This is a genomic window from Arsukibacterium sp. (assembly GCF_036735525.1).
In the GTDB taxonomy this organism is placed as follows: domain Bacteria; phylum Pseudomonadota; class Gammaproteobacteria; order Enterobacterales; family Alteromonadaceae; genus Alishewanella.
Window position 1 is genome coordinate 1 of record NZ_DAINOE010000056.1, and the last position, 21,186, is coordinate 21,186.

Here is a 21,186-nt window from a genome sequence, read left to right on the forward strand (position 1 = left end):
TTCGCCACCCAGGCACTGAGGGATATTATGAGGTAAACGCCTGCATTATACGATGACAGTGGCGTTGCGCAAGCGAATTTATGTTTAGCGGGCTTAGTTGCACAAAATTGCAGCAGCTTCGAAAAACGGCGGGCGCATGCTACACTCTGCAAAATTTTTTTCAGGGTACCCGCTATGTTTGCTACAGCTCCGCGTGCTGGTCTGGCTCGTCGTTTGGCGGCGATTATTTATGATGTGTTAGTACTGGCGGCAGTAGTGATGCTGGCCGCTGGATTGGCGTTACTGCTGGTACAGTGCCTGGTGTGGCTTGGGCTGGTGTCGCTGGCTGGCTATACCGATATGGCGCACTGGTTAAGCAGTGGTGTGCAGCGCTGGCTGTATTTGGGCTATTTACTCTCGGTGATTATTGGCTTTTTTATGTACTTTTGGTGCAAGGCCGGCCAAACCCTTGGCATGCGTGCCTGGCGGTTATTGGTGGTGCAGCAAAATGGCGCGCCACTGACTGCTAAGCAAGCGCTGCTAAGAGCCGTGCTGGCACTGGCGGGGCTAGGTAATCTATGGTTATTAGTGCGCTGGGGTAAGGGGTTGGCATTACAAGATCAGCTGACAGACAGCCAGATGATTGTATTAACCAAAGAACAAAGCAAAGTATTAAACCTGCACAGCACGGCCAGATAACTGGCCGTTTACATCAGTTTTAATCAAACCTTTTTGCGCATCAGATACACCGACAGCAAAATAAACAGCACACTGGGTAACATAGCACCAGCTAATGGCGGCAAGCGGTACACCAGCGCCAATGGGCCAAATACCTCATTGGCCATATAAAAACCAAAGCCGGTAAAAATGCCCAGCAATACCCTGGCAGCCATAGTGACACTGCGCAGTGGGCCAAAGATAAAAGACAGCGCCATTAATAACATGGCAATGACCGTAAGCGGCTGCAAGGCTTTGCGCCAAAACGCCAGCTGATACCGGCTGGCATCCTGATCATTTTGCTGCAGGTAATCGACATATTCGGTCAGGCCTCTGAGCGATAACATTTCCGGTTTTATCGTCACCACGCCCAGCTTGTCCGGTGTTAAAGTAGAGCGCCAGCGCTGGCTGTCCGCCTGCCGGGACAATATTTGCTGTTCAGTAAAGGTCAGCTCGGTGACCTGCTGCAAACGCCAGGCATCGTCGATAAACTGCGCTGAATGAGCACTGGTGACACTGTGTAAGGTGGCCTCGGCATTAAACTGATAAATAATCACTTCAACCAGATTACCCTGATCATCCACCTCTTTAATATTGACAAAATTATCGCCATCTTTGGCCCAGACCCCTTGGCGGGCGGCAAATAAATTGCCATCTGAAATAGCTTTAATGCGCAGCTCTCTGGCCGCTCGGTCACTGATTGGCGCGCCCCATTCCGCCAGCGCCATCATGGCCAATACCATTAATATCGCTGATTTCATTACAGAATTAATAATGTTCAGCCTTGATAAACCCGCTGCCTGCATCACCACCAGCTCGCTGCTGCTGGCCATCATGCCAAGACCAATTAAGCCGCCAATTAAGGCCGCCATCGGGAAAAACGTCACCAAATCGCCAGGCATGCTATATAGCGTAAACAAGGCGGCATGCACCACATCATAATAACCACGGCCGATAGCGCGCATCTGATCAATAAAGCGGAACATCGACGATAAACCCATCAGCACGGCCAAAGTCATCACTGTGGTGGTTAAAATGGTGCGCCCGATATACAGATCAAGAATTTTCAGCATCTTACTTACTCACTCCTTGATTATCGGCCAGCTTTCGCCCCACCAGCCAGGCGCGCAGCCGTTGGGTACTGCTGCGCTGCTGCATCAGTAGCACTATGCCAAATACTAAGCCACTGATATGGATCCACCACATGCCAAATTGCGCTGGAATTTTGCCATCTTCCAGCGCCGAGCGGCCAATAATTAACAAGGCGTAATAGCCCAGATACAGCAATAACGCCGGCAATAAACGGCCAAACTTACCCTGACGGGGGTTAACCCGTGCCAGCGGCACTGCAATCAGCGTCAGAATGGGGATAGACAACGGAATAGCAATACGCCAGTGCCATTCGGCCACGGCTTCGGCACTGGTTTCCTGCATTAGCGCCGGGGTGCTTAGCGCATTTAACTTACGCCGGCGTTGCTCAACTTCCTGCTCACGGATCTGAATTTGATAGCGGCCAAATTCGGTCACTTCATAGGCCGGTGAATTCACATCACCGGCATAGCGCCGGCCTTGCTCGAGTTGCAGCATTTGCGCACCGGTTTGCGCATCTTCAGTGACCGAGCCGCTTTCGGCATAGACGATAGCATGCTGGCTCTGGCCGTTTTTAATCAGCGTTTGTGCTACAAATACCCTGGCCAGCTGGTTACCCGAGCGGCTGACGTCCTGCACAAAGATCACTGCTTTCTCATTAGAGGTGTGCTGAAAACGCCCCGGCACCACCGAAAAGAAACCGGCGTCAGACTCTACCCGCTCCAACAGTTCATACTCACGCTCGGTGGCCCAGGGGCTGAAATACAAGGTTACGCTGGCGGCCAGAATGGCCATAACAATAGATAACAACAAGGTTAAGCGGGTGATATACCATTCACTGACGCCGGTGGCGTGCAGTACCGTCATTTCACTGTCGGCATAGACCCGGCCATAGGCCACTAAAATACCTAAAAACGCACTTAAGGGTAAAATAATCACCGCCAGTTGCGGCAGCTTTAACGCCACTATGCTCATCACCAGTTGGCCCGGGATATCCCCTTCAGAGGCATCGGCTAAAATTTTGACAAAACGCTGGCTGATAATGATGGTGGTCAGGATCAAAAAAACCGCTAACTGGGTGCGAAAGACCTCCCCAATCAGATAACGAAAAATAATCAAAATGCCCCCTAAACCGGTCTTTTTGCTGGAACCCTGGCGATTTTTAAGTAAACTTGGTGTTTATTGCCATTATTATCAGTCAAAGTAGCGCTAAATCCGAGCTTTTTTCTGGATTCGCGGTAGAATTCAGCCATTGGTATAGCATGCTTTATCACGAAAATCTGCAAAGATGGCCGTCATAGTAGCACAATCTCTTAGAATCAGGAGTCAGTATGGAGTTCAGCGTAAAAAGCGGAAGTCCGGAAAAACAACGCAGTGCATGTATTGTTGTCGGCGTGTACGAACCGCGTCGTCTTTCCGCAGTAGCAGAACAACTGGATAAAATCAGTGAAGGGTATATCAGCAACTTATTACGCCGTGGCGACTTAGAAGGCAAGCCAGGCCAGATGTTGTTGTTACACCATGTGCCCAATGTACTGAGCGAGCGGGTATTATTAGTCGGTTGTGGCAAAGAACGCGAATTAGATGAACGCCAGTACCGGCAAATTATTGCCAAAACCATCAGCACCTTAAACGAAACCGGCTCGATGGAAGCGGTATGCTTTTTATCTGAATTGCACGTGAAAGGCCGCGATACCTACTGGAAAGTACGGCATGCGGTGGAAACCACCCAAGACTGCCTGTATGTGTTTGACCGCTTAAAAAGCAAAAAAGACGAAACCCGCCGCCCTCTGCGCAAAATTGTGTTTAATGTGCCGACCCGCCGTGATTTAACCATTGGCGAACGTGCAGTAGAGCAAGGCCTGGCCATCGCCGCCGGCATTAAACAATGTAAAGATGTTGGCAACCTGCCGCCCAATATCTGCACGCCGGCCTATTTAGCCGAGCAGGCACAAGCGCTGGTCGAGTTATCCGATAAAGTCAGCGTCGAAGTATTAGGCACAGAAGAGCTGGCTGCCCATGCCATGCACTCTTATCTGGCCGTTGGTCGCGGCTCGGTCAATGGGCCTAAAATGTCTGTCATTAAATATCAGGGTGCCGCCAGCGACGCCGCGCCACTGGTGTTAGTGGGTAAAGGCCTGACCTTTGACTCGGGCGGCATCAGCCTGAAACCGGGCGATGGCATGGACGAGATGAAATACGACATGTGTGGCGCAGCCTCAGTGCTGGGCACTATGCATGCGGTAATTGCGCTGGGTCTGCCATTAAATATAGTAGCGGTACTGGCTGCGGCAGAAAACATGCCTGATGCCAACGCCTACCGGCCGGGTGACATTTTAACCACTATGTCAGGGCAAACTGTCGAAGTACTGAATACCGACGCCGAAGGCCGCTTAGTGTTGTGCGATGCGCTGACCTATGTTGAGCGCTTTGACCCTGAGCTGGTAATAGACGTTGCCACCCTCACCGGCGCCTGTGTGATTGCGCTGGGCAAGCATGCCAGTGGCCTGTTAAGTAACCATAACCCGCTGGCGCATGAAATTTTAAATGCCTCTGAGCAAAGTGGTGACAGAGCCTGGCGCCTGCCGTTGTGGGATGATTATCATGAGCAACTGGAAAGCCCCTTTGCTGATTTTAGCAACCTGGGGGGCCGTGCTGCCGGTACTATTACTGCTGCCTGTTTCTTATCAAAATTTACCCGCAAATATAACTGGGCGCATCTGGATATTGCCGGTACCGCCTGGCGCAGTGGGGGTAAAGATAAAGGCTCAACCGGCCGGCCAGTGGCGTTACTGACCCAGTTTTTAATTAACCGGGCCGGTCACAACCAGGATCATTAATGGCGGTAACCTTTTATGTGCTGGCCGAGCGCCCGCATTCACCTGACCATGAGCTGTCGCCTGCGCCAGCTCATTTTGCTTATGCCTGTCAGCTTTGTGCCGACTTATACCGCGACAATAAACGGGTCTTTGTCTACACCGCTGATCAGGCAGCCGCCGAATTGATGGACGAGCTGCTATGGCAGTTTGATGCCGAGCGCTTTGTGCCGCACAACCTGATGGGCGAAGGCCCGGGCCGCGGTGCCCCGGTTGAAATTGGCTGGCAGGCGCCGAAACAAAGCCGTCAGGTACTGATTAATCTGTCTACAGATATGCCCGATTTTGCCCGGCGTTTTGCCAGTGTTATCGAATTTGTTCCCTCAGAGCCCGCGTTAAAAGCGCAGGCGCGGGAACGTTATAAGCAATATCGACAGTCAGGCCTGGTGCCCAGCACCATTAACCTTGACTGATCCAGCAGGACTTTCTCATGGAAAAAACCTTCAACCCCAGTGACATCGAACAGGCTATGTATCAGGCCTGGGAAAGCAAAGGCTACTTTAAACCTAATGGCGACAACCGTCCGGGCAATGGCTACTGCATTATGATCCCACCGCCAAATGTCACTGGCAGTTTGCATATGGGCCATGCTTTTCAGCAAACCATTATGGATGCCCTTACCCGCTATCAGCGGATGAAAGGCAAAAATACGCTATGGCAGGTGGGCACCGATCATGCCGGTATCGCCACTCAGATGGTGGTAGAGCGCCAGCTGGCCGCAGCCGGTTTACCTGGCCGCCATGCCATGGGCCGCGAAGCCTTTATTGAAAAGGTTTGGGACTGGAAAGCCGAATCTGGCGGCACCATCACCAGCCAGATGCGCCGTTTAGGTAACTCGGTTGACTGGGATCGGGAACGCTTTACCATGGACGCTGGCCTGTCGAATGCGGTGCAGGAAGTTTTTGTAAGGCTGTATCAGGATGATTTGATTTATCGCGGCAAGCGTTTAGTTAACTGGGATCCGAAGCTACACACCGCCATTTCAGATCTGGAAGTTGAAAACAAAGATCAGCAAGGCCAGATGTGGCACCTGCGCTACCCGCTGGCCGATGGCGCTACCACGGCGGAGGGTAAAGATTACTTAGTGGTGGCCACTACCCGGCCAGAAACCATGCTCGGCGATACCGGCGTGGCCGTTAACCCGAACGATGAGCGCTATCAGGCGTTAATCGGCAAAGAGATTCTGCTGCCCTTGGTCAACCGCCGTATTCCGATAGTCGCCGATGAACATGCTGATATGGAAAAAGGCACCGGCTGCGTCAAAATTACCCCGGCGCACGATTTTAATGACTATGAAGTGGGCAAACGTCAGCAGCTGCCAATGATTAACATCCTGACGCAGGATGCCACTATTCGCGCTGACGGCGAATGCTTTTTTAGCAATGGTGAAGCCAATCCGGCAGTAAGCGCGGCGATACCGGCTGAGTATCAGGGGCTGGATCGTTATGTGGCGCGCAAGGCCATTGTTGCCGCCTTTGAGCAGCTGGGTTTACTCGACAAAGTAGAAGCCCATACTAACACCCTGCCGTATGGCGATCGCAGCGGCGTGGTAATAGAACCGCTGTTAACCGATCAATGGTATGTCCGGGTAGCCCCGTTGGCAAAAACCGCTACTGAAGCGGTGCAGAACGGTGATATCCAGTTTGTGCCCAAGCAATATGAAAACATGTACTACAGCTGGATGCGTGACATTCAGGACTGGTGTATTTCGCGCCAGCTATGGTGGGGCCACCGTATTCCGGCCTGGTACGATAACGACGGCAAGGTGTATGTCGGGCGCAGCGAAGCCGAAGTGCGGGCGCAGTATCAACTGGCCGATAACATCAGTTTGCGCCAGGATGACGACGTGCTCGACACCTGGTTCAGTTCGGCCTTGTGGACCTTCTCTACCCTGGGCTGGCCCGAGCAAACCGAGGATCTGAAGAACTTCCACCCAACCGATGTGTTGGTTACCGGTTTTGATATTATTTTCTTTTGGGTCGCGCGCATGATCATGATGACCATGCACTTTGTCAAAGAAGATAATGGCAAGCCGCAGGTACCCTTTAAAACGGTGTATGTCACCGGGCTTATTCGTGATGAAAATGGCGATAAAATGTCCAAGTCAAAGGGCAATGTCATTGACCCGCTGGATATGATTGACGGCATTACGCTGGATCAGTTACTGGCCAAACGTACCAGCAATATGATGCAGCCCAAAGATGCCGAGAAAATTGCCGAGCGTACCCGTAAGCAATTCCCGGACGGCATTACTGCCAGCGGCACTGATGCCGTGCGCTTTACCCTGGCGGCGCTGGCCTCTACCGGTCGCGACATTAACTGGGATATGAAGCGCTTAGAAGGCTATCGCAACTTCTGTAATAAGCTATGGAACGCCAGCCGCTATGTATTAATGAACACCGAAGGCCAGGATTGCGGCTTTAACGGCGGCGCTATGCAGCTGTCATTAGCCGATAAATGGATTTTGGCGCAATACCAGCACACGGTAAAACAGGTTACCAAGTATATTGACAGCTACCGTTTTGATTTAGCGGCCAGCGCCTTATATGAATTTACCTGGAACCAGTTCTGTGACTGGTATTTAGAGCTGACTAAGCCAGTACTGTTTAAAGGCAATGAGCAGCAACAACGCGCTACCCGTCATACATTGTTAACGGTGCTGGAAAGCCTGCTGCGCTTAATGCACCCTATTATGCCCTTTATTACCGAAACCATCTGGCAATCGGTCAAACCGCTGGTCAACATCAATGCCGACAGCATTATGCTGCAGCCTTATCCAGAGGCCGAGCTGGCACTGGCAGATGACAGCGCTATTAACGATTTGGAATGGTTAAAGGCGGTGATCACCGCTATTCGTAACGTGCGCGGTGAGATGAATATCGCGCCGAGCAAGCCGTTAAGTATTATGCTGAGAAACCTCAATACTGACGAGCAGCGGCGATTAACAGAGAACCAGAGCTTTTTAATGAACCTGGCGAAACTGGATAACATCAGTGTGCTAGCTGCAGACGAGCAAGCCCCCGCCTGCGCCACCCAGCTGATTGGCAACATGGACTTGCTGATCCCGATGGCCGGTTTAATTGATAAAGACGCTGAGCTTAGCCGCATTACCAAGCAACTGGAGAAAACCCAGCAAGAGCTGTCGCGGGTAGCCGGTAAGCTGGCCAATCAGGGCTTTGTCGCCAAGGCCCCTGAAGCCGTACTGGAAAAAGAGCGCGCTAAACAAGCCGAGCTGGAACAGGCGGTAGCCAAGCTGCAAGCGCAGCAGGCCGAAATAGCGGCAATTTAAGTGTGACCAGCCTTACTGGCTGAAAACAGACGGCGCCATTCATGGCGCCGTTTTTTTATGGCCAACAGACCAGACTGCTGAGCTGGCACAGCTAATAATCCATTTGTACAAAAAATATTTTTTGCTATGATTGCGCCTGTATAACCAATCATAACAATAATACCCTTGATACAAAAAAATCGCGCCGTTGAATTGCGCTATCTGCTGCAACGGTACACTTAACTTTTTGCCGGTCAACCGGACTTTTTACGAGAATAACAACCATGTCAGCAGATACCACCTTAGGGAGTTTGGCCGAACCTGTTGCAGCGGCGGTCGAAGCGGCCGCCATCGCACCTAGTGCTATTAGTTTAATTCCCGCCATCGTTGTCCTGGCTTTTGCCATCTGGTTAAAACGCCCTATTCTGGCTTTAGTGCTGGGCGCTGCCGCCGGCTTAATCCTGATCTCTCCCAGCGACGCCTTATTTAATTTAGGCGAAACCTCAGTGCGGGTCATGCAAGACGAAACCATAGGCTGGTTAATTTTAGTCTGTGGCGGCTTTGGCGCCCTGATCGCCTTACTGGTGCACACCGGCGGTGCCTTTGCCTTTGGCCGCATGGCACAGCAATATGCCAGTGGCCGCAAACCCTCTTTGTTTATGACTTATTTGCTGGGCTTAATTATCTTTATTGATGATTATTTAAATGCGCTGACGGTGGGTGAAACCATGAAACGCATTACCGACAAATATAAGGTATCACGGGAAATGCTGGCCTATGTGGTCGACTCTACTGCGGCCCCTATGTGTGTACTGGTGCCCATTTCAACCTGGGCGATCTTTTTTGGCGGCTTGCTGGTGGCCAATGGCATAGCGCCAGAGACCGATCCCAATGGTATTAAAACCTATATCTCGGCCATTCCTTATATGCTTTATGCCTGGCTGGCGCTGATACTAGTGCCATTGGTAATTTTAGGCGTTATGCCGTTAATTGGCCCGATGAAAAAAGCTGAGCTGGCCGCACAACAGTCCAGTGGCAATGTCGATGCCCCGGCCGAAACCGCCGCCTCGCACACCCATATCAGCGATGATTTTGCCATGGATGCCTTTGAAGAAGAGTTTGACGCCGCCGATAAAAAAGGCGGTAAGCTGTATAACTTTTTACTGCCGATGCTAATGCTGATTGGCTTTACCATCTGGTTTGAAGCTGAAATTTGGCCGGCATTAATTTTAACCTTTATCGTCACCGTCCCGATGTATATGGCGCAGCGTTTAATGCCCTTTACTGAGATGATGGAGCTGATGATGCACGGCTTTAAAACCATGCTACCGGCCATTTGTACTGTGATTGCCGCCTTTACCTTTAAAGATGTCTGTGATCAGCTCGGCCTACCGCTGTACGTCATTGAGAATCTGTCCCCTTACATGACCGCGCAAATGTTACCGGCGCTGGTGTTTGTGGCCATGGCTATCTTAGCTTTTGTTACCGGCTCCAGCTGGGGTATTTTTGCCGTGTCTATCCCTATAGTGATGCCATTAGCAGTAGCGGTGGATGCCAATGTGCCACTGGTAATAGGTGCGCTGTTATCCGCCAGCTCTTTTGGTAGTCAGGCCTGTTTTTACAGTGATTCAACGGTACTGGCCGCCCAGGGCTCAGGCTGTAACCTGATGAGCCACGCCCTGACGCAATTCCCCTATGCCTTAATGGCCGCCATAGCAGCGTTCTTTGGCTTTATTGCGTTGGGTATGCTGTAAATTGAGCAAGGTATAAAGCTACAGCGATTGACAGCTCAGTTAGAGGGCCTGTCAATCGCACCCCTTTTGCCGTTAAGCTCATCTCCCTGCACTAGTTATTGGCATACTGGGTAAGCTCGGGTACAGTGGCGCCATTTTTATGCTCTAATGGAATAAAGCGCTTTGAAACCCCTGTGTTTTTTTCTCACCGCCTGCTCAGTCTGTTTGTCATTGCTAGCCACTGCCATAGCAGCAGTTCCCCAGCATAGCCTGCATATTCCACTCATCAGCGACGGGCCAGCCATAGTGCTGGATGGTAATATGGACGAGCCGCAGTGGCAACAGGCACTGCAGGTGCCCATTCGTTTTTTAACTGCGCCGCAAGATGAAGGGGAAGCCGAGGTGTACACCATGGGCTACCTGTTTGACGATGGCAGCACCCTTTATGTCGCTTTTGATGCGCATGACGCTACGCCAGCAAAGATCCGCGCCGCCTATCGCAACCGCGATCAGATCTGGGGAGATGATGTGGTCGGTTTAAAGTTAGATACCTATGGTAATCAACAGCTGGCTTATCAGTTTTTTGTCAATCCGCTGGGCAGTCAGGCCGACGCTATCGAAAATGCGGTGACCGGCAGAGAATCCTCAGCCTGGGACGGTCACTGGCAGGCATATGGTCGTATTACTGAGCATGGCTTCAGGGTGGAAATGGCCATCCCTTTGCATATCCTGAATATGCCGACCACGGCCGGTGCTAAAAACATGACCTTTGAGTTAGTACGTTTTTTACCACGGGATCAGCAACTGCGTATTTCCAGCGCGCCAATTAAACGCAACAATCGCTGTATGGTGTGTCAGATGACACCGGTAAGCGGTTTTGCCAGTGCCCAGCGCAGTCGCTCACTGGTGGTGGCGCCGGCCTTGGTGACCGGCATAGCACAAGGTCGTGACCTCGCTACTGACAGCGATTGGCAGAGCCAAAACAATACTGAGCTCAGTTTGGATGTAAAATGGGGCATCACCCCCGATTTAACGTTAAATGCCACCCTTAACCCGGATTTCTCGCAGGTAGAAGCCGATGCGGCAGCGCTGAGCATCAACAACCCTTTTACACTGTTTTTTGCCGAAAAACGGCCATTTTTCACCGAAAATGCCGACTATTTCGCCAGCCCGTGGAATCTGGTGCATACCCGTAATATTGCCGAGCCCAATGCCGGCGCTAAGTTTACCGGCCGTATGGCACAGCACACCTTTGGTGTCTTTAGTACTGATGATCAGCAAACCACCGTATTGATCCCCGGCAATTTAGGCTCACGCATAGCGCAACTTCAGGGCAGCAGCCAAAACCATGCCTTGAGCTATAGCTATGCCGCCAGTAGCAATCTGACGGTCGGCGCCTTGCTAACGCAACGTAGCGCCAATGATTACCGCAATACCGTGCTGTCGCTGGACAACAACTGGCGTATCAGCCCGCACGATACCTTAACCCTGCAGTGGGTCGCCACCCAGACCCAGTATCCGCAGTATTTAGCCGCACAACTTAGCCATGAAGCCGCGCTGAGGGTCAATGCCGACGACACATTACAAGGTCAGGGCTACCGGCTTAACTATCTGCATCAGCAACGCAATTGGCATGCCTATTTGCGCTATCAAAAGCGGGATAAAGATTTTCGTGCCGATCTGGGCTTTTTACCGGAAACCGATTGGCAAGAGCTGGCACTGGGTGGTGATTACACCTGGTTTTTTACTAAGCCGCAGCGTTTTCATCGTTTTCGCATTTTAAACCATGCTTTTGCCAGCCAAAACGCGGCCGGTGAGTTTTTAGCTAAAAAGCTGGAAAGCTACGCCATCTTATCCGGGCAGATGAACAGCACGTTGGAACTGGGCAGTTTTGTGCGGCAACGCGTCGGCAACCGGCAAGACCAAAGCCTGCTTACTATTGCCGGTAATACCGAGCGTTACAATGAATACGGCCTGCACCTCTTTGCTGAAATTCGCCCTCATCGCGATTTGAATATGTATTTGTACTGGCAAGAAGCAGAAGTACTGGATTTAACCAATGAGCGATTGTCTGATCAGCAACATATTATTGCCAATGCCAGTTACTCAGCCAATCAACATCTGGATATTCGTCTGCGCCATACCTTGACGGAGATGCGCTATTTATCGGCTCAGGTGTTTACTGCTCATTTAACCGATTTGCGGCTGACCTGGCAGTTTAATAACCAAAGCTTTTTACGGCTGGCGCTGATTTACCGCCAGCTAGACCGCAACCTCGATAACTATGAAGCCGCCTGGCAGTCGGCGTTTCAGCGGCGGCAGCGCAACTTAACCAGCCAGCTGCTGTATTCTTATCAATTAAACCCGCAAACAGTGTTTTTTATCGGTTACGGCGATAACGCCTTTGAAGATGATCAGCAAGTCGATCTCAAGCGGGATCAACGCAGCGCCTTTGTTAAAATGAGTTATGCCTGGTTGTTGTAACTGCCAGTCAGCCCCATGCCTGAGCATGGGGCTCTTTGCTTAAACTGCCAGTCGCCGCTCTTCTACTATGCAATACAACACCGGCACCATAAAGACACTGAGTAGTACAAACAGCATACCCCCCAGCGTCGGAATGGCCATGGGTATCATGAGATCCGCGCCGCGACCGCTGGCGGTGAGTACCGGCAATAATGCCAGTATAGTGGTCGCCGAGGTCATTAAGCAGGGGCGAATACGCTTTTGCGCAGCCTGCATCACCAGCGAGCGCACCTGGGCGCGGTTAGCCGGTTTAGCCTGGGCAAACTGCTGCTTTAAGTAAGTGGCCATCACCACGCCATCATCGACCGCTATGCCAAACAATGCCAAAAAGCCGACCCAGACCGCTATGCTTAAATGATAGCTTTGCAACTGAAACAGTTGCCGCAGGTTAGTATCAAACCAGTCGAAGTTTAAAAACCAGGACTGGGCGAATAAATCCAGCATAATAAAGCCGCCGGCCCAGGCCACACTGATGCTACTAAAAATCATCATCGCTGTGCTCACCCGCTGAAATTGCAAATACAGCAGCATAAAAATCAGCAATAACGACAAGGGGATCACCCACAACAAAGTAGCACTGGCGCGCTGCTGATGTTCAAAACTGCCGGCAAAGCTGTAACTGGCCCCGGCCGGTAACTGCCAGTCGCCCGCTTGCTGACTGCTGGCCAGGTAATCAGCCACCGCATCAATCACGTCCACTTCGGCCCAGCCGCTTAGCGCACCAAAGGTGACATAGGCAGTTAAAAAGGTGTTTTCAGAGCGGATCATGGTAGGTCCGCGTTGATAGTGGATCTCTGCCAGTTGTGACAGTGGCACCGGGTAGCCGCTGGGCGTATCAATTAATATCTGTGCCAATTGCTCTAAGCTATCGCGCCGCTCGCGCATATAACGCACATTAATGCCATAGCGCTCACGCCCCTCCACCGTGCGACCGGCATCCATACCCCCTATAGCTGTGGCTAATGCTTGCTGTACCTGCTGCATACTCAGACCAAAACGGGCAATAGCTGCGCGATCCGGTACTATCTCCAGATAAGGTTGGCCCACAACCCGCTCAGCGCTGACTGAGGCACTTTGCACCCCGGGTGCCTGACGTAACAGCTGTTCAAGCTGAAGCGCCAGCTGATCGAGGCTGGCTAAATCTGGCGCAGATAATTTAATGCCCATAGCCGCACGCATACCGGTTTGCAGCATGAGCAAGCGGGTTTCGATAGGTTGTAATTTAGGCGCTGAGGTAACACCTGGCAGCTGGGCCGCACGCACTATCTCCTGCCAGATATCATCCGGTGATTGAATATGCTCGCGCCAGATGCGGTAGGGCCGCCCGTTTGCATCGGCAATCAGCTCACCTGCAGCATCACGGGCAAACTCCGCTGTTTTACTATCGTACTTAAAATACTGCCGCCGACCACGTTCATCGGTTTTAAACTCGCTGTGATATTGAATCAGGGTTTCAATCATGCCCAAAGGCGCCGGGTCTAATGCGGTTTCTGCGCGGCCAATTTTACCTACCACAGAGCGTACTTCCGGAATCGCCGCTATGGCCGCATCCTGCTGCTGCAATACTGCCAGCGCTTCGCCGATAGAGGCATGCGGCATCAGGCTTGGCATCAGTAAAAAGGCGCCCTCATCCAATGCGGGCATAAACTCACGACCCAGCCCCGGATAACGATGATTAACATCAACCCAGCGCTCATTATGCTGCAGCTGCGAAGCATCACCGCCAAGCTTTGCGTATAGCGCCGGCACCCAGCCCAGTGTTTGCGCTGCGCCCAGCCACACGGTGACGCCATAGCCAACCAGTAGCAACGGCAGACATAAAAACAGCCACTTTGCCCGCAAACATGCGGCCAATAAACGCGGGTATGCCCATAAGAACAGTAAAAAACCAGCCAGTACAGCACCGATTAACAGCAGAACAAATACCCCATTACGCAGGGCACCGGCCATAGGCCCCAAAGGCTGCCATGCCTGACTGAGCAAACTTAGCGCAACCAGCAGTAACATCACCACCAGCGCAGCGTGGCCAAGCCGCCAGGTTGAAAAAGGCAATACGGCTCGCAGTTTTTGCAAACGGGGCTGTACACGCTGCTGATAAGCCGCCAACGCTGGCCAGCGCGTCAGCATGACATCGCCTACCCTAGGCTGGTAGGCCGACCACAACAGCAGCACCGGCAATACCGTTAACGCCAGCAAGGCCGCGGCCAGCAACACAAAGGTTTTGGTGTAAGCCAGGGGGCCAAATAGCTTGCCCTCGGCGCCGGTCATGGTAAATACCGGTAAAAAACTGATCACTGTAGTACTGATGGCGGTAAGCATAGCCGGCCCTACTTCGGTGCCGGCGCGCATTACTGCCGCGCGTGCCGTAAGCTCAGGCTGCTGCTCCCGCTGCCTGAGCAGGTTTTGGCTGACAATAATGCCCATATCCACAATAGTACCGATAGCAATAGCAATACCGGCCAGCGCCACTATGTTGGCATCTACCCCCAGCCATTTCATGGCTAAAAAGCTCAGCAGCACCGCCATCGGCAACATTAGACTGACCGCCAGCGCCGCTCTGATGTGCAGCAGCAACGCCAATACCACCACTATAGTGACCAGCAATTGCTGCCATAAGGCATCTTGCAGGGTGCCGAGGGTTTCATCTATCAGCTCGCTGCGATCATAAAAGGGCACTACGGTTAGCTGGCTTAGTGTCAGCCAGGTTGGCCGGGCATCGGCAGGCGTTGCCCGTAAAAAACTCAGCCAGGCCTGCTGCACCGCCTGATCCCGCCCCTGCCAGGCAGGTAATTGCTGCGCCAGCGCAAAGGCATCTACTTCAGCGGGGCTCACCTCTTGCCAGTTAATCACCGCTTTTGAGGGCAAGCCGCGGCTGACCTCGACTAAACGGCGTTTAACATTATCAATGGCCTGCCGTGGGTTATAGCCCTCACGCACCGTGACCACACCGCCGACGGCCTCGGCGCCATTAACATCTAAGGCGCCGCGCCGCTGTGCCGGGCCAAATTGCACCCTAGCCACATCGGCGACGGTTATCGGTGTATTGTCTGCTGCCAGTCGCACGACCGCTTGTTCAATATCGGCCAGTTGTTTGATAAAACCCACGCCGCGAATGAGATATTCGACGCCATTTAACTCACGACTGCCGGCACTGACATCCAGATTAGACGCCATCACCGCCGTGGTGACCTGTGCCAGACTCACCTGATGAATCCGCAGCAAGTCGGGGTCTACTTCAACCTGATATTCACGCTGATAACCGCCAATAGAGGCCACTTCGCTGATGCCTTCAGCGGCCAGTAAGCCGTTGCGCAGATACCAGTCCTGCACGGCTCTGAGCTCATCTAAATCCCAGCCGCCAGTGCTGTTACCTGTGGCGTCCTGCCCTTCCAGCGTATACCATAATACCTGCCCCAGTGCCGTGGCATCCGGGCCTAAGGTAGGTTGCACCCCCGCAGGTAGCGCATCAGGCCCCAAACTGGCCAGCTTTTCCAGTAAGCGGGTACGTGACCAGTAAAACTCTACGCCATCATCAAAAATTACGGCAATACTGGAAAAACCAAACATCGACAGCGAGCGCACATCCTTTACCCCAGGCACGCCCATTAAGGCGACTCCCAAGGGGTAACTGATTTGATCTTCGACATCCTGTGGTGAACGCCCCGGCCATTCGGTAAAAACGATTTGTTGGTTTTCTCCCAAATTCGGAATAGCGTCTACCGCGACCGGTTGCAGCGGGATACCGGTTTTCCAGCCAAAGGGCGCATAGGCCACCGCCGCTACCAGCAACACCCCGGCCAATAACAGCAATACCAGCCTTTGCTGCATACAAGCGGCCATCACATGCTCAAACCAGGCGCGCGGCTTAGCTTGCGCCCGCTGCTCAGTGTTCATGCTGACCTCCAACAGTATATTGCTGCTTAATATCACCACAGCGCAGCATAGCGGGGCCAAAGTACGGGTTTAAAATGGCTTGCTGAGGTTGTAACCAGGAGGCGCCCTCACCGGCGCGGGCCATCGGGCAATAAGCCTGATACCAGCCATCACCGAGCACACCCAGCTCGGCTAAGCGTAATAAGCCCAGGTTATGCTGATAAAATTGCTGACGGGCCATGCTTAAACTCGTTACCTGCTGGCTTTCACCAGACCCCAACTGCAGCGCAGACACAATTCGCGGGAAATGCTCAGGCCAGTTAATGGCCGCCACCGCCTGATGAAAGGCCGCAGTACCTTGCTGCCACTGCGTTAGGTTATCTTCGGTTAGTGCCAGATATAGGCTGCGGTAAGCGTCAAGTAAGCTGGCCTCATCTGCGGCGCTTAACTGAAAATCGGACGCATTCCTTATTGAAGCCGCGGGCGCTGTTGTGACCGCTGGCGCTGATGAAACCGCGGGCGCTGTTGAGGCCGCAAGCGCTTTGCTGGAAGCAGCGGTTGTGGCTGCAGCTCTGGCGTGGGCATGGCCGGCATGGGGATCGCCGCCGCCATCCGGTGTCATCATGCTGGATAAACCACGAATTTGCAGTTCGCTATCCAGGCGCATGGCGCCCTTGCTCACCACCAGTTCGTGTTCACTCAACCCAGCCAGCACCTCTACCTGATCGCCAAAGCGCCGGCCCAAGGTGACCTGCCGCCCGGCATAGGTTGGCCGTTCAGCCTGTAATTTGACGTAGACGATAGCACGCTCGCCGGTAAATAACGCCGCCGAGGCCGGAATAAGTAACACATCATCTTGCTGACTGCTCAGCTGGGCCCTGGCCAGCATACCGGGCTTTAAGCGGCCATCGCTATTGGGCAACAGTGCTCTTACCCGCACGGTACGCCGGTTAGCATCTACCACCGGCTCCAGCAGCAGGACTTTTGCCGTGAGTGGCTCACCGGGCAGCGCCAGTAATTCAACCGTCAGGCTTTGCCCAGGCTGAATGAACGCCAGTTGCTGCTCAAAGGCTTCCAGCTCAAGCCACACTGAGTCTAACCCCAGCACAGTAAACAGCGGCTGGCCGGTGCTGACATAGGCACCGCTATTGACCAGCTTTTCCATCACCCGGCCCGATACCGGTGCACTAATGGTGACCGTATACTGCAGGCTTTCGCTTTGCAAAATCGCCTCTATTTGCTGTGCCGGCACGCCCAGCAAACGCAAGCGCCGCCGCGCTGCATCCAGAGTACTGCTGGCCGGTAAACCGCCGGCACGGGCGCCGGCGTGCCCGGCATTAAGTTGCTTGGCTTGCAGCAATTCCTGCTGGATAACAATTAAATCCGGGTTAAAAATTTCTACCATCGGCTGACCCGCCTTAACATCAACGGCGGTGCTATCAAGATACAGTTTTTCAATGCGCCCTGAGGTCCAGGCACTGATGGTTTGGATACGGCTTTGATCGGCCGCCAGCTTGCCCACCAGGGTTAAGCTGGCCGTAGCCGGGCCGCGGCGCACCGGTGTTAGCTCTGGTTGCAGCAGCGCATTGGCTCTGGCGCTTAAGCGCAGCACAGCGCCATTTTCATCCGCCCCCAGGTTATCTGAAAGCGGCTCATCATCCTGCTCAACGGCAATTAATGCCATACCACAAATCGGGCAGCGATCATTGGGGTTTTCAGAGTGTACATGCGGGTGCATAGAGCAGGTGTAAATAGTCGTTGCCTGGGCACTTAGTGCCGCCAAGGCACCTTGTGCCGGTATAGCAGAGGCTTGGGCTGATGTGTGTTGATGCGGCTCATTTGTGTGTTGGTGCTCGTGTTGATGCGGGGTGGCCAGCACAGTATAACTGGCGATTAAGCAGCAACTGAATAAGACTGCGCCCCGGGTGTGTACATTAAACATAAAAAATCCTGCCTGAAAAAATGAAATAGCCAGGACATGCCAACGCATGCAGCCAACATTAACTAAGCAGCAGGGTTTAAATCAGGAGCAGAGATTTTTGCAGGTACAAGGGCGTCGTTCGCGGATAAGGCGGCCCCTGGGCTAAATACAGGCTATGTTGTTGTGCCGGTAAGCTATCTAAGGTCAGTGCAGTGACCGCCTCTAACCATAACAACAGTGGTGGTAACTCTAAAGCGGCAATGGTCACAGCTGCCGACTCACAGCCAAAACAACTGTCATCTGTGATTAGGGTGCTGTTGCCGTTAACCAATTGGCCAACAGTGTCAGTCGCGTCCATCGGCGCTACTGACATACGGCTATGGCAGGGCGGTAAGGCTGGCGCTGCGGCAACCCGGTCAGGGGTCGCCGACTCAGCGGCGGTCGCCAGTTGCATTAAGCCACTGCAAAACATCATACACCAGGAAAACGCCAAGCTGACCATCAGAGGGATAGTCCAGCGCCGTTGCTGTTTTGCCAGGGTAAGTAACATATTTCGTAAAATGCCAGTCTTAAAACTCAAGCAACAACATAGTGATTTAACGTAGTTTTGTCAAAGAATATAGCGATTAGCATTTTGAATGCTCAGCATCGTATCGATATACAACAGACGGAGATTTCCGTCTGGAATAAAAATGGGAGCCAAAGCTCCCATTTATTTAAATGTCATCAAAACTAATGTTCAATTTTCGAGTGAGCATTATTTAACAAGTACATAATAGCTTCGTCTTGTGTGCCAAATGCAGACAAATCAACACTGTTAATGTCAAAAGCTGCCACCTGCTTACCGTGGTAATTCAGTGTTGCATTACCTGATAACGCATCAACTTCCATGCTTAAATTCTGCAGCAGGTCATTTTGATCTCCGAACTGCAACAACTCATCAAATTTAAGCACTTCGGGACTAGCTGTTAAATCAGTTATTTCTGCAGAATCAACAGTATTTGAAGCGTCTGTTTTATCGGCAAAATCCCAACTGAAAACGTCTGCCTCAATAGGTAGAATTGTTTGTTCAGGCAGTGTCTCAACAACAGAGTTCACCACATCCTCTATCGGTTGCAGCTGATCTTCTGGCAGTGTCTCGACGACCGCGCTTACCACATCCTCTATCGGCTGCAGTTGCTCTTCTGGCAGTGTCTCAATAACAGAGCTCAACACATCCTCTATCGGTTGTAGTTGATCTTCCGGCAATGTCACAGCGACAGCGCTTACCACATCCACTATCGGCTGCAGCTGGTCTTCAGCCAGGTCTACACTTGCATTGGCAGCAAGCGCTTTGGTCTGAGCAATAATATCAATTTGATCATCAATGACAAAAGCATCGGTATCCATATTAGAGCCCGTTGACATACCAGTAATAGGTACGTTAACTGCAACATTAATCATCGCTGTAACTGTACTACTGTCAGTGCCGTCAAAACTGGTAGCAGAAACAGTCAGGTTAAGATTTCCGCTAAAACCTGTCGGTGGGTAGAAAAATAACCCATTCAATTGCGCCTGAGTCAGTGTCCATGTGCCATCACCATTATTGTTACCCGCAGACAAAATACTACCTGCTGGTAAACCGGCTATAGATACAACCAGCAACTCACTTGAATCCGCTACTGCCGCATTAATAGTTAAAGCAACGGGAATGCCATAACTTATACCATCAACTACAACCTCAGCACCATTGATTGAAAAACTGGAGTCTTTATCTGCATCACGTCCATTCAGAATAATAAAATCAAACTGATATTCACCATCTTGAGTAGCCGTGAAAGATTCAATTCCTGCACCATTTACTCCTGCGCCCAATAACTCCGATGCCGTAATCAACTTAGTCGTCCTGCTACCATCAGGAGCCGTCACAATCATCAGTACGAAGTCGTTATAACCACTTTGAATTTCATTAACGAGATTCTCACCATTAATAAAAGACCAATCAAAATTTATAGTAGAGCCGGATTGTAATTGGAACACACTGGTACTGAAGTTACCGTCGATAGCATTAATATTGCCATTATGATTAATAGGGCCACCTGTTGGGTTGAAGCTATCAAGGAAGCCTGCCGCTAAACCAAGCGCAGCTTCAATATCAGCCTGCGACATACCATTACCCGTAAGAGTGCCATCAGCACCTGTTGTAATAGTAAAGTTTGGCGAAGATGAAAGAACCTCAGACACAACATTCAAAATAGGCGCATCAGCAACAGGGTTAACAACAATATTTAGCTCTGCAGAAGCCGTACCGCCCTGTCCATCATTCAATGTATAAGTGACAGTTGGGAAGGTACCGCTCCAGTTAGCAGCAGGAGTAAAGGTGAAATTACCATCTGCAGCTATACTCAGGGTGCCTTGGCCAGTAACGATAGCTTCACTACCTGGTGTATAAGTAACACCGTTAATAACAAAAGACTGTAACGTCAGGGTGTGACCATCAACATCTGTATCATTACTGAAAATGTTACCAGTTAATTGGGTATCCTCATCAACCTGATAGGTATCAGCTACCGCAACAGGTGTACTGTTAATTTCAACACTATCACCTACACCTGCATTCCCTGCAACATCGGTATAGCTGCCAGCAGCAACAGAAATAGCAATTGCAGCAGTGCCGGAAGCGACAAAAGTAGCAGTCCAAATATTAGGGTTATTTGGATCCTGAGTTAAACCACTCAGCACTCCACCTGAAATGGTTATATCGTCCGCAGTAAAACCAATTACATTCTCGCTAAAGGTAAAGGTTACAGTGGTTGACTCACCAGCTGAAAGAGTTGAGTCGGTGGTTGTTATATCCAGAGTTGGAGCAGTAGTGTCTAAAGAGCCATTGGTGCTGCCGTTGACCGGGTTACCGTTGTTATCCAACGCCGTCGCGCTGATGGTCAGCGGACCGTCGGTCAGGCCGCTCACATCCACGTTTTCAACCAGGTAGCTGCCATCCGCCAGCACGGTGGCGGTGGTGTTCACGGTGTTGCCGTTTTGATCCGTAATGGTGATGTTCACCACGGTGCCTTCGGCCACATCGGTGGTGCTGCCGCTGATGTCCAGCGTCGCATCGCCGTTATCCACGGTCGCGCTCACACTCAGGGCCGCATCGACGGCATCCAGCTGGGCATTGGTGCTGCCGTTGACCGGGTTACCGTTGTTATCCAACGCCGTCGCGCTGAT

Annotated in this window: 12 protein-coding genes; 6 read left to right on the forward strand and 6 right to left on the reverse strand. The window is 51.9% G+C overall.

Annotated features, from left to right (window positions below; genetic code table 11):
* Positions 1–174: 174 nt before the first annotated feature.
* The gene (locus V7D78_RS11560) at positions 175–678 is read left to right on the forward strand and encodes an RDD family protein (RefSeq protein ID WP_333608610.1); all 504 of its coding nucleotides are present in this window, start codon (positions 175–177) and stop codon (positions 676–678) included.
* A 23-nt stretch (positions 679–701) separates the two neighbouring features.
* Here V7D78_RS11560 and lptG read toward each other — a convergent pair whose 3' ends face one another.
* Together lptG and lptF are read right to left on the reverse strand one after the other, a co-directional pair.
* Complete coding sequence (gene lptG, locus V7D78_RS11565; RefSeq protein ID WP_333608611.1) at positions 702–1,769, reverse strand: LPS export ABC transporter permease LptG; 1,068 nt, start codon at positions 1,767–1,769, stop codon at positions 702–704.
* A gap of 1 nt (position 1,770) precedes the next feature.
* Positions 1,771–2,904: an LPS export ABC transporter permease LptF gene (lptF, locus tag V7D78_RS11570; protein WP_333608612.1), complete on the reverse strand. Its 1,134-nt coding sequence runs from the start codon at positions 2,902–2,904 to the stop codon at positions 1,771–1,773.
* 212 nt (positions 2,905–3,116) lie between these two features.
* On the opposite strand from lptF, the gene pepA reads away from it, so the two are divergent.
* The 5 genes from pepA to V7D78_RS11595 all read left to right on the forward strand — a co-directional run bounded on the left by pepA (position 3,117) and on the right by V7D78_RS11595 (position 12,146).
* Positions 3,117–4,625: a leucyl aminopeptidase gene (gene pepA / locus V7D78_RS11575; RefSeq protein ID WP_333608613.1), complete on the forward strand. Its 1,509-nt coding sequence runs from the start codon at positions 3,117–3,119 to the stop codon at positions 4,623–4,625.
* A complete protein-coding gene (locus V7D78_RS11580; protein ID WP_333608614.1) occupies positions 4,625–5,074 on the forward strand; it encodes a DNA polymerase III subunit chi in 450 nt (149 codons plus the stop codon). The genes pepA and V7D78_RS11580 overlap by 1 nt, the downstream gene beginning before the upstream one ends.
* Before the next feature lie 17 nt (positions 5,075–5,091).
* Entirely contained in the window at positions 5,092–7,950 is a 2,859-nt protein-coding gene (locus tag V7D78_RS11585) for a valine--tRNA ligase (protein WP_333608615.1), read from the forward strand.
* Positions 7,951–8,213: 263 nt separating this feature from the next.
* Positions 8,214–9,683: a Na+/H+ antiporter NhaC family protein gene (locus tag V7D78_RS11590; protein WP_333608616.1), complete on the forward strand. Its 1,470-nt coding sequence runs from the start codon at positions 8,214–8,216 to the stop codon at positions 9,681–9,683.
* A gap of 162 nt (positions 9,684–9,845) precedes the next feature.
* Positions 9,846–12,146 carry a carbohydrate binding family 9 domain-containing protein gene (locus V7D78_RS11595; RefSeq protein ID WP_333608617.1) on the forward strand — a complete coding sequence of 767 codons (2,301 nt, stop codon included), beginning with the start codon at positions 9,846–9,848 and terminating at the stop codon, positions 12,144–12,146.
* Between the two features lie 39 nt (positions 12,147–12,185).
* Here V7D78_RS11595 and V7D78_RS11600 read toward each other — a convergent pair whose 3' ends face one another.
* The 4 genes from V7D78_RS11600 to V7D78_RS11615 all read right to left on the reverse strand — a co-directional run.
* Positions 12,186–16,079 (reverse strand): efflux RND transporter permease subunit, encoded by a 3,894-nt coding sequence (locus V7D78_RS11600; RefSeq protein ID WP_333608618.1) that lies wholly within the window; start codon positions 16,077–16,079, stop codon positions 12,186–12,188.
* Positions 16,069–18,000, reverse strand: coding sequence for an efflux RND transporter periplasmic adaptor subunit (locus V7D78_RS11605; RefSeq protein WP_333608619.1), 1,932 nt, complete (start codon positions 17,998–18,000; stop codon positions 16,069–16,071). Before V7D78_RS11605 ends, V7D78_RS11600 begins: the two co-directional genes overlap by 11 nt.
* A gap of 76 nt (positions 18,001–18,076) precedes the next feature.
* A complete protein-coding gene (locus V7D78_RS11610) occupies positions 18,077–18,529 on the reverse strand; it encodes a hypothetical protein (RefSeq protein ID WP_333608620.1) in 453 nt (150 codons plus the stop codon).
* Positions 18,530–18,711: 182 nt separating this feature from the next.
* The coding region (locus V7D78_RS11615; RefSeq protein WP_333608621.1) for an Ig-like domain-containing protein at positions 18,712–21,186 on the reverse strand (2,475 nt) is incomplete at its 5' end.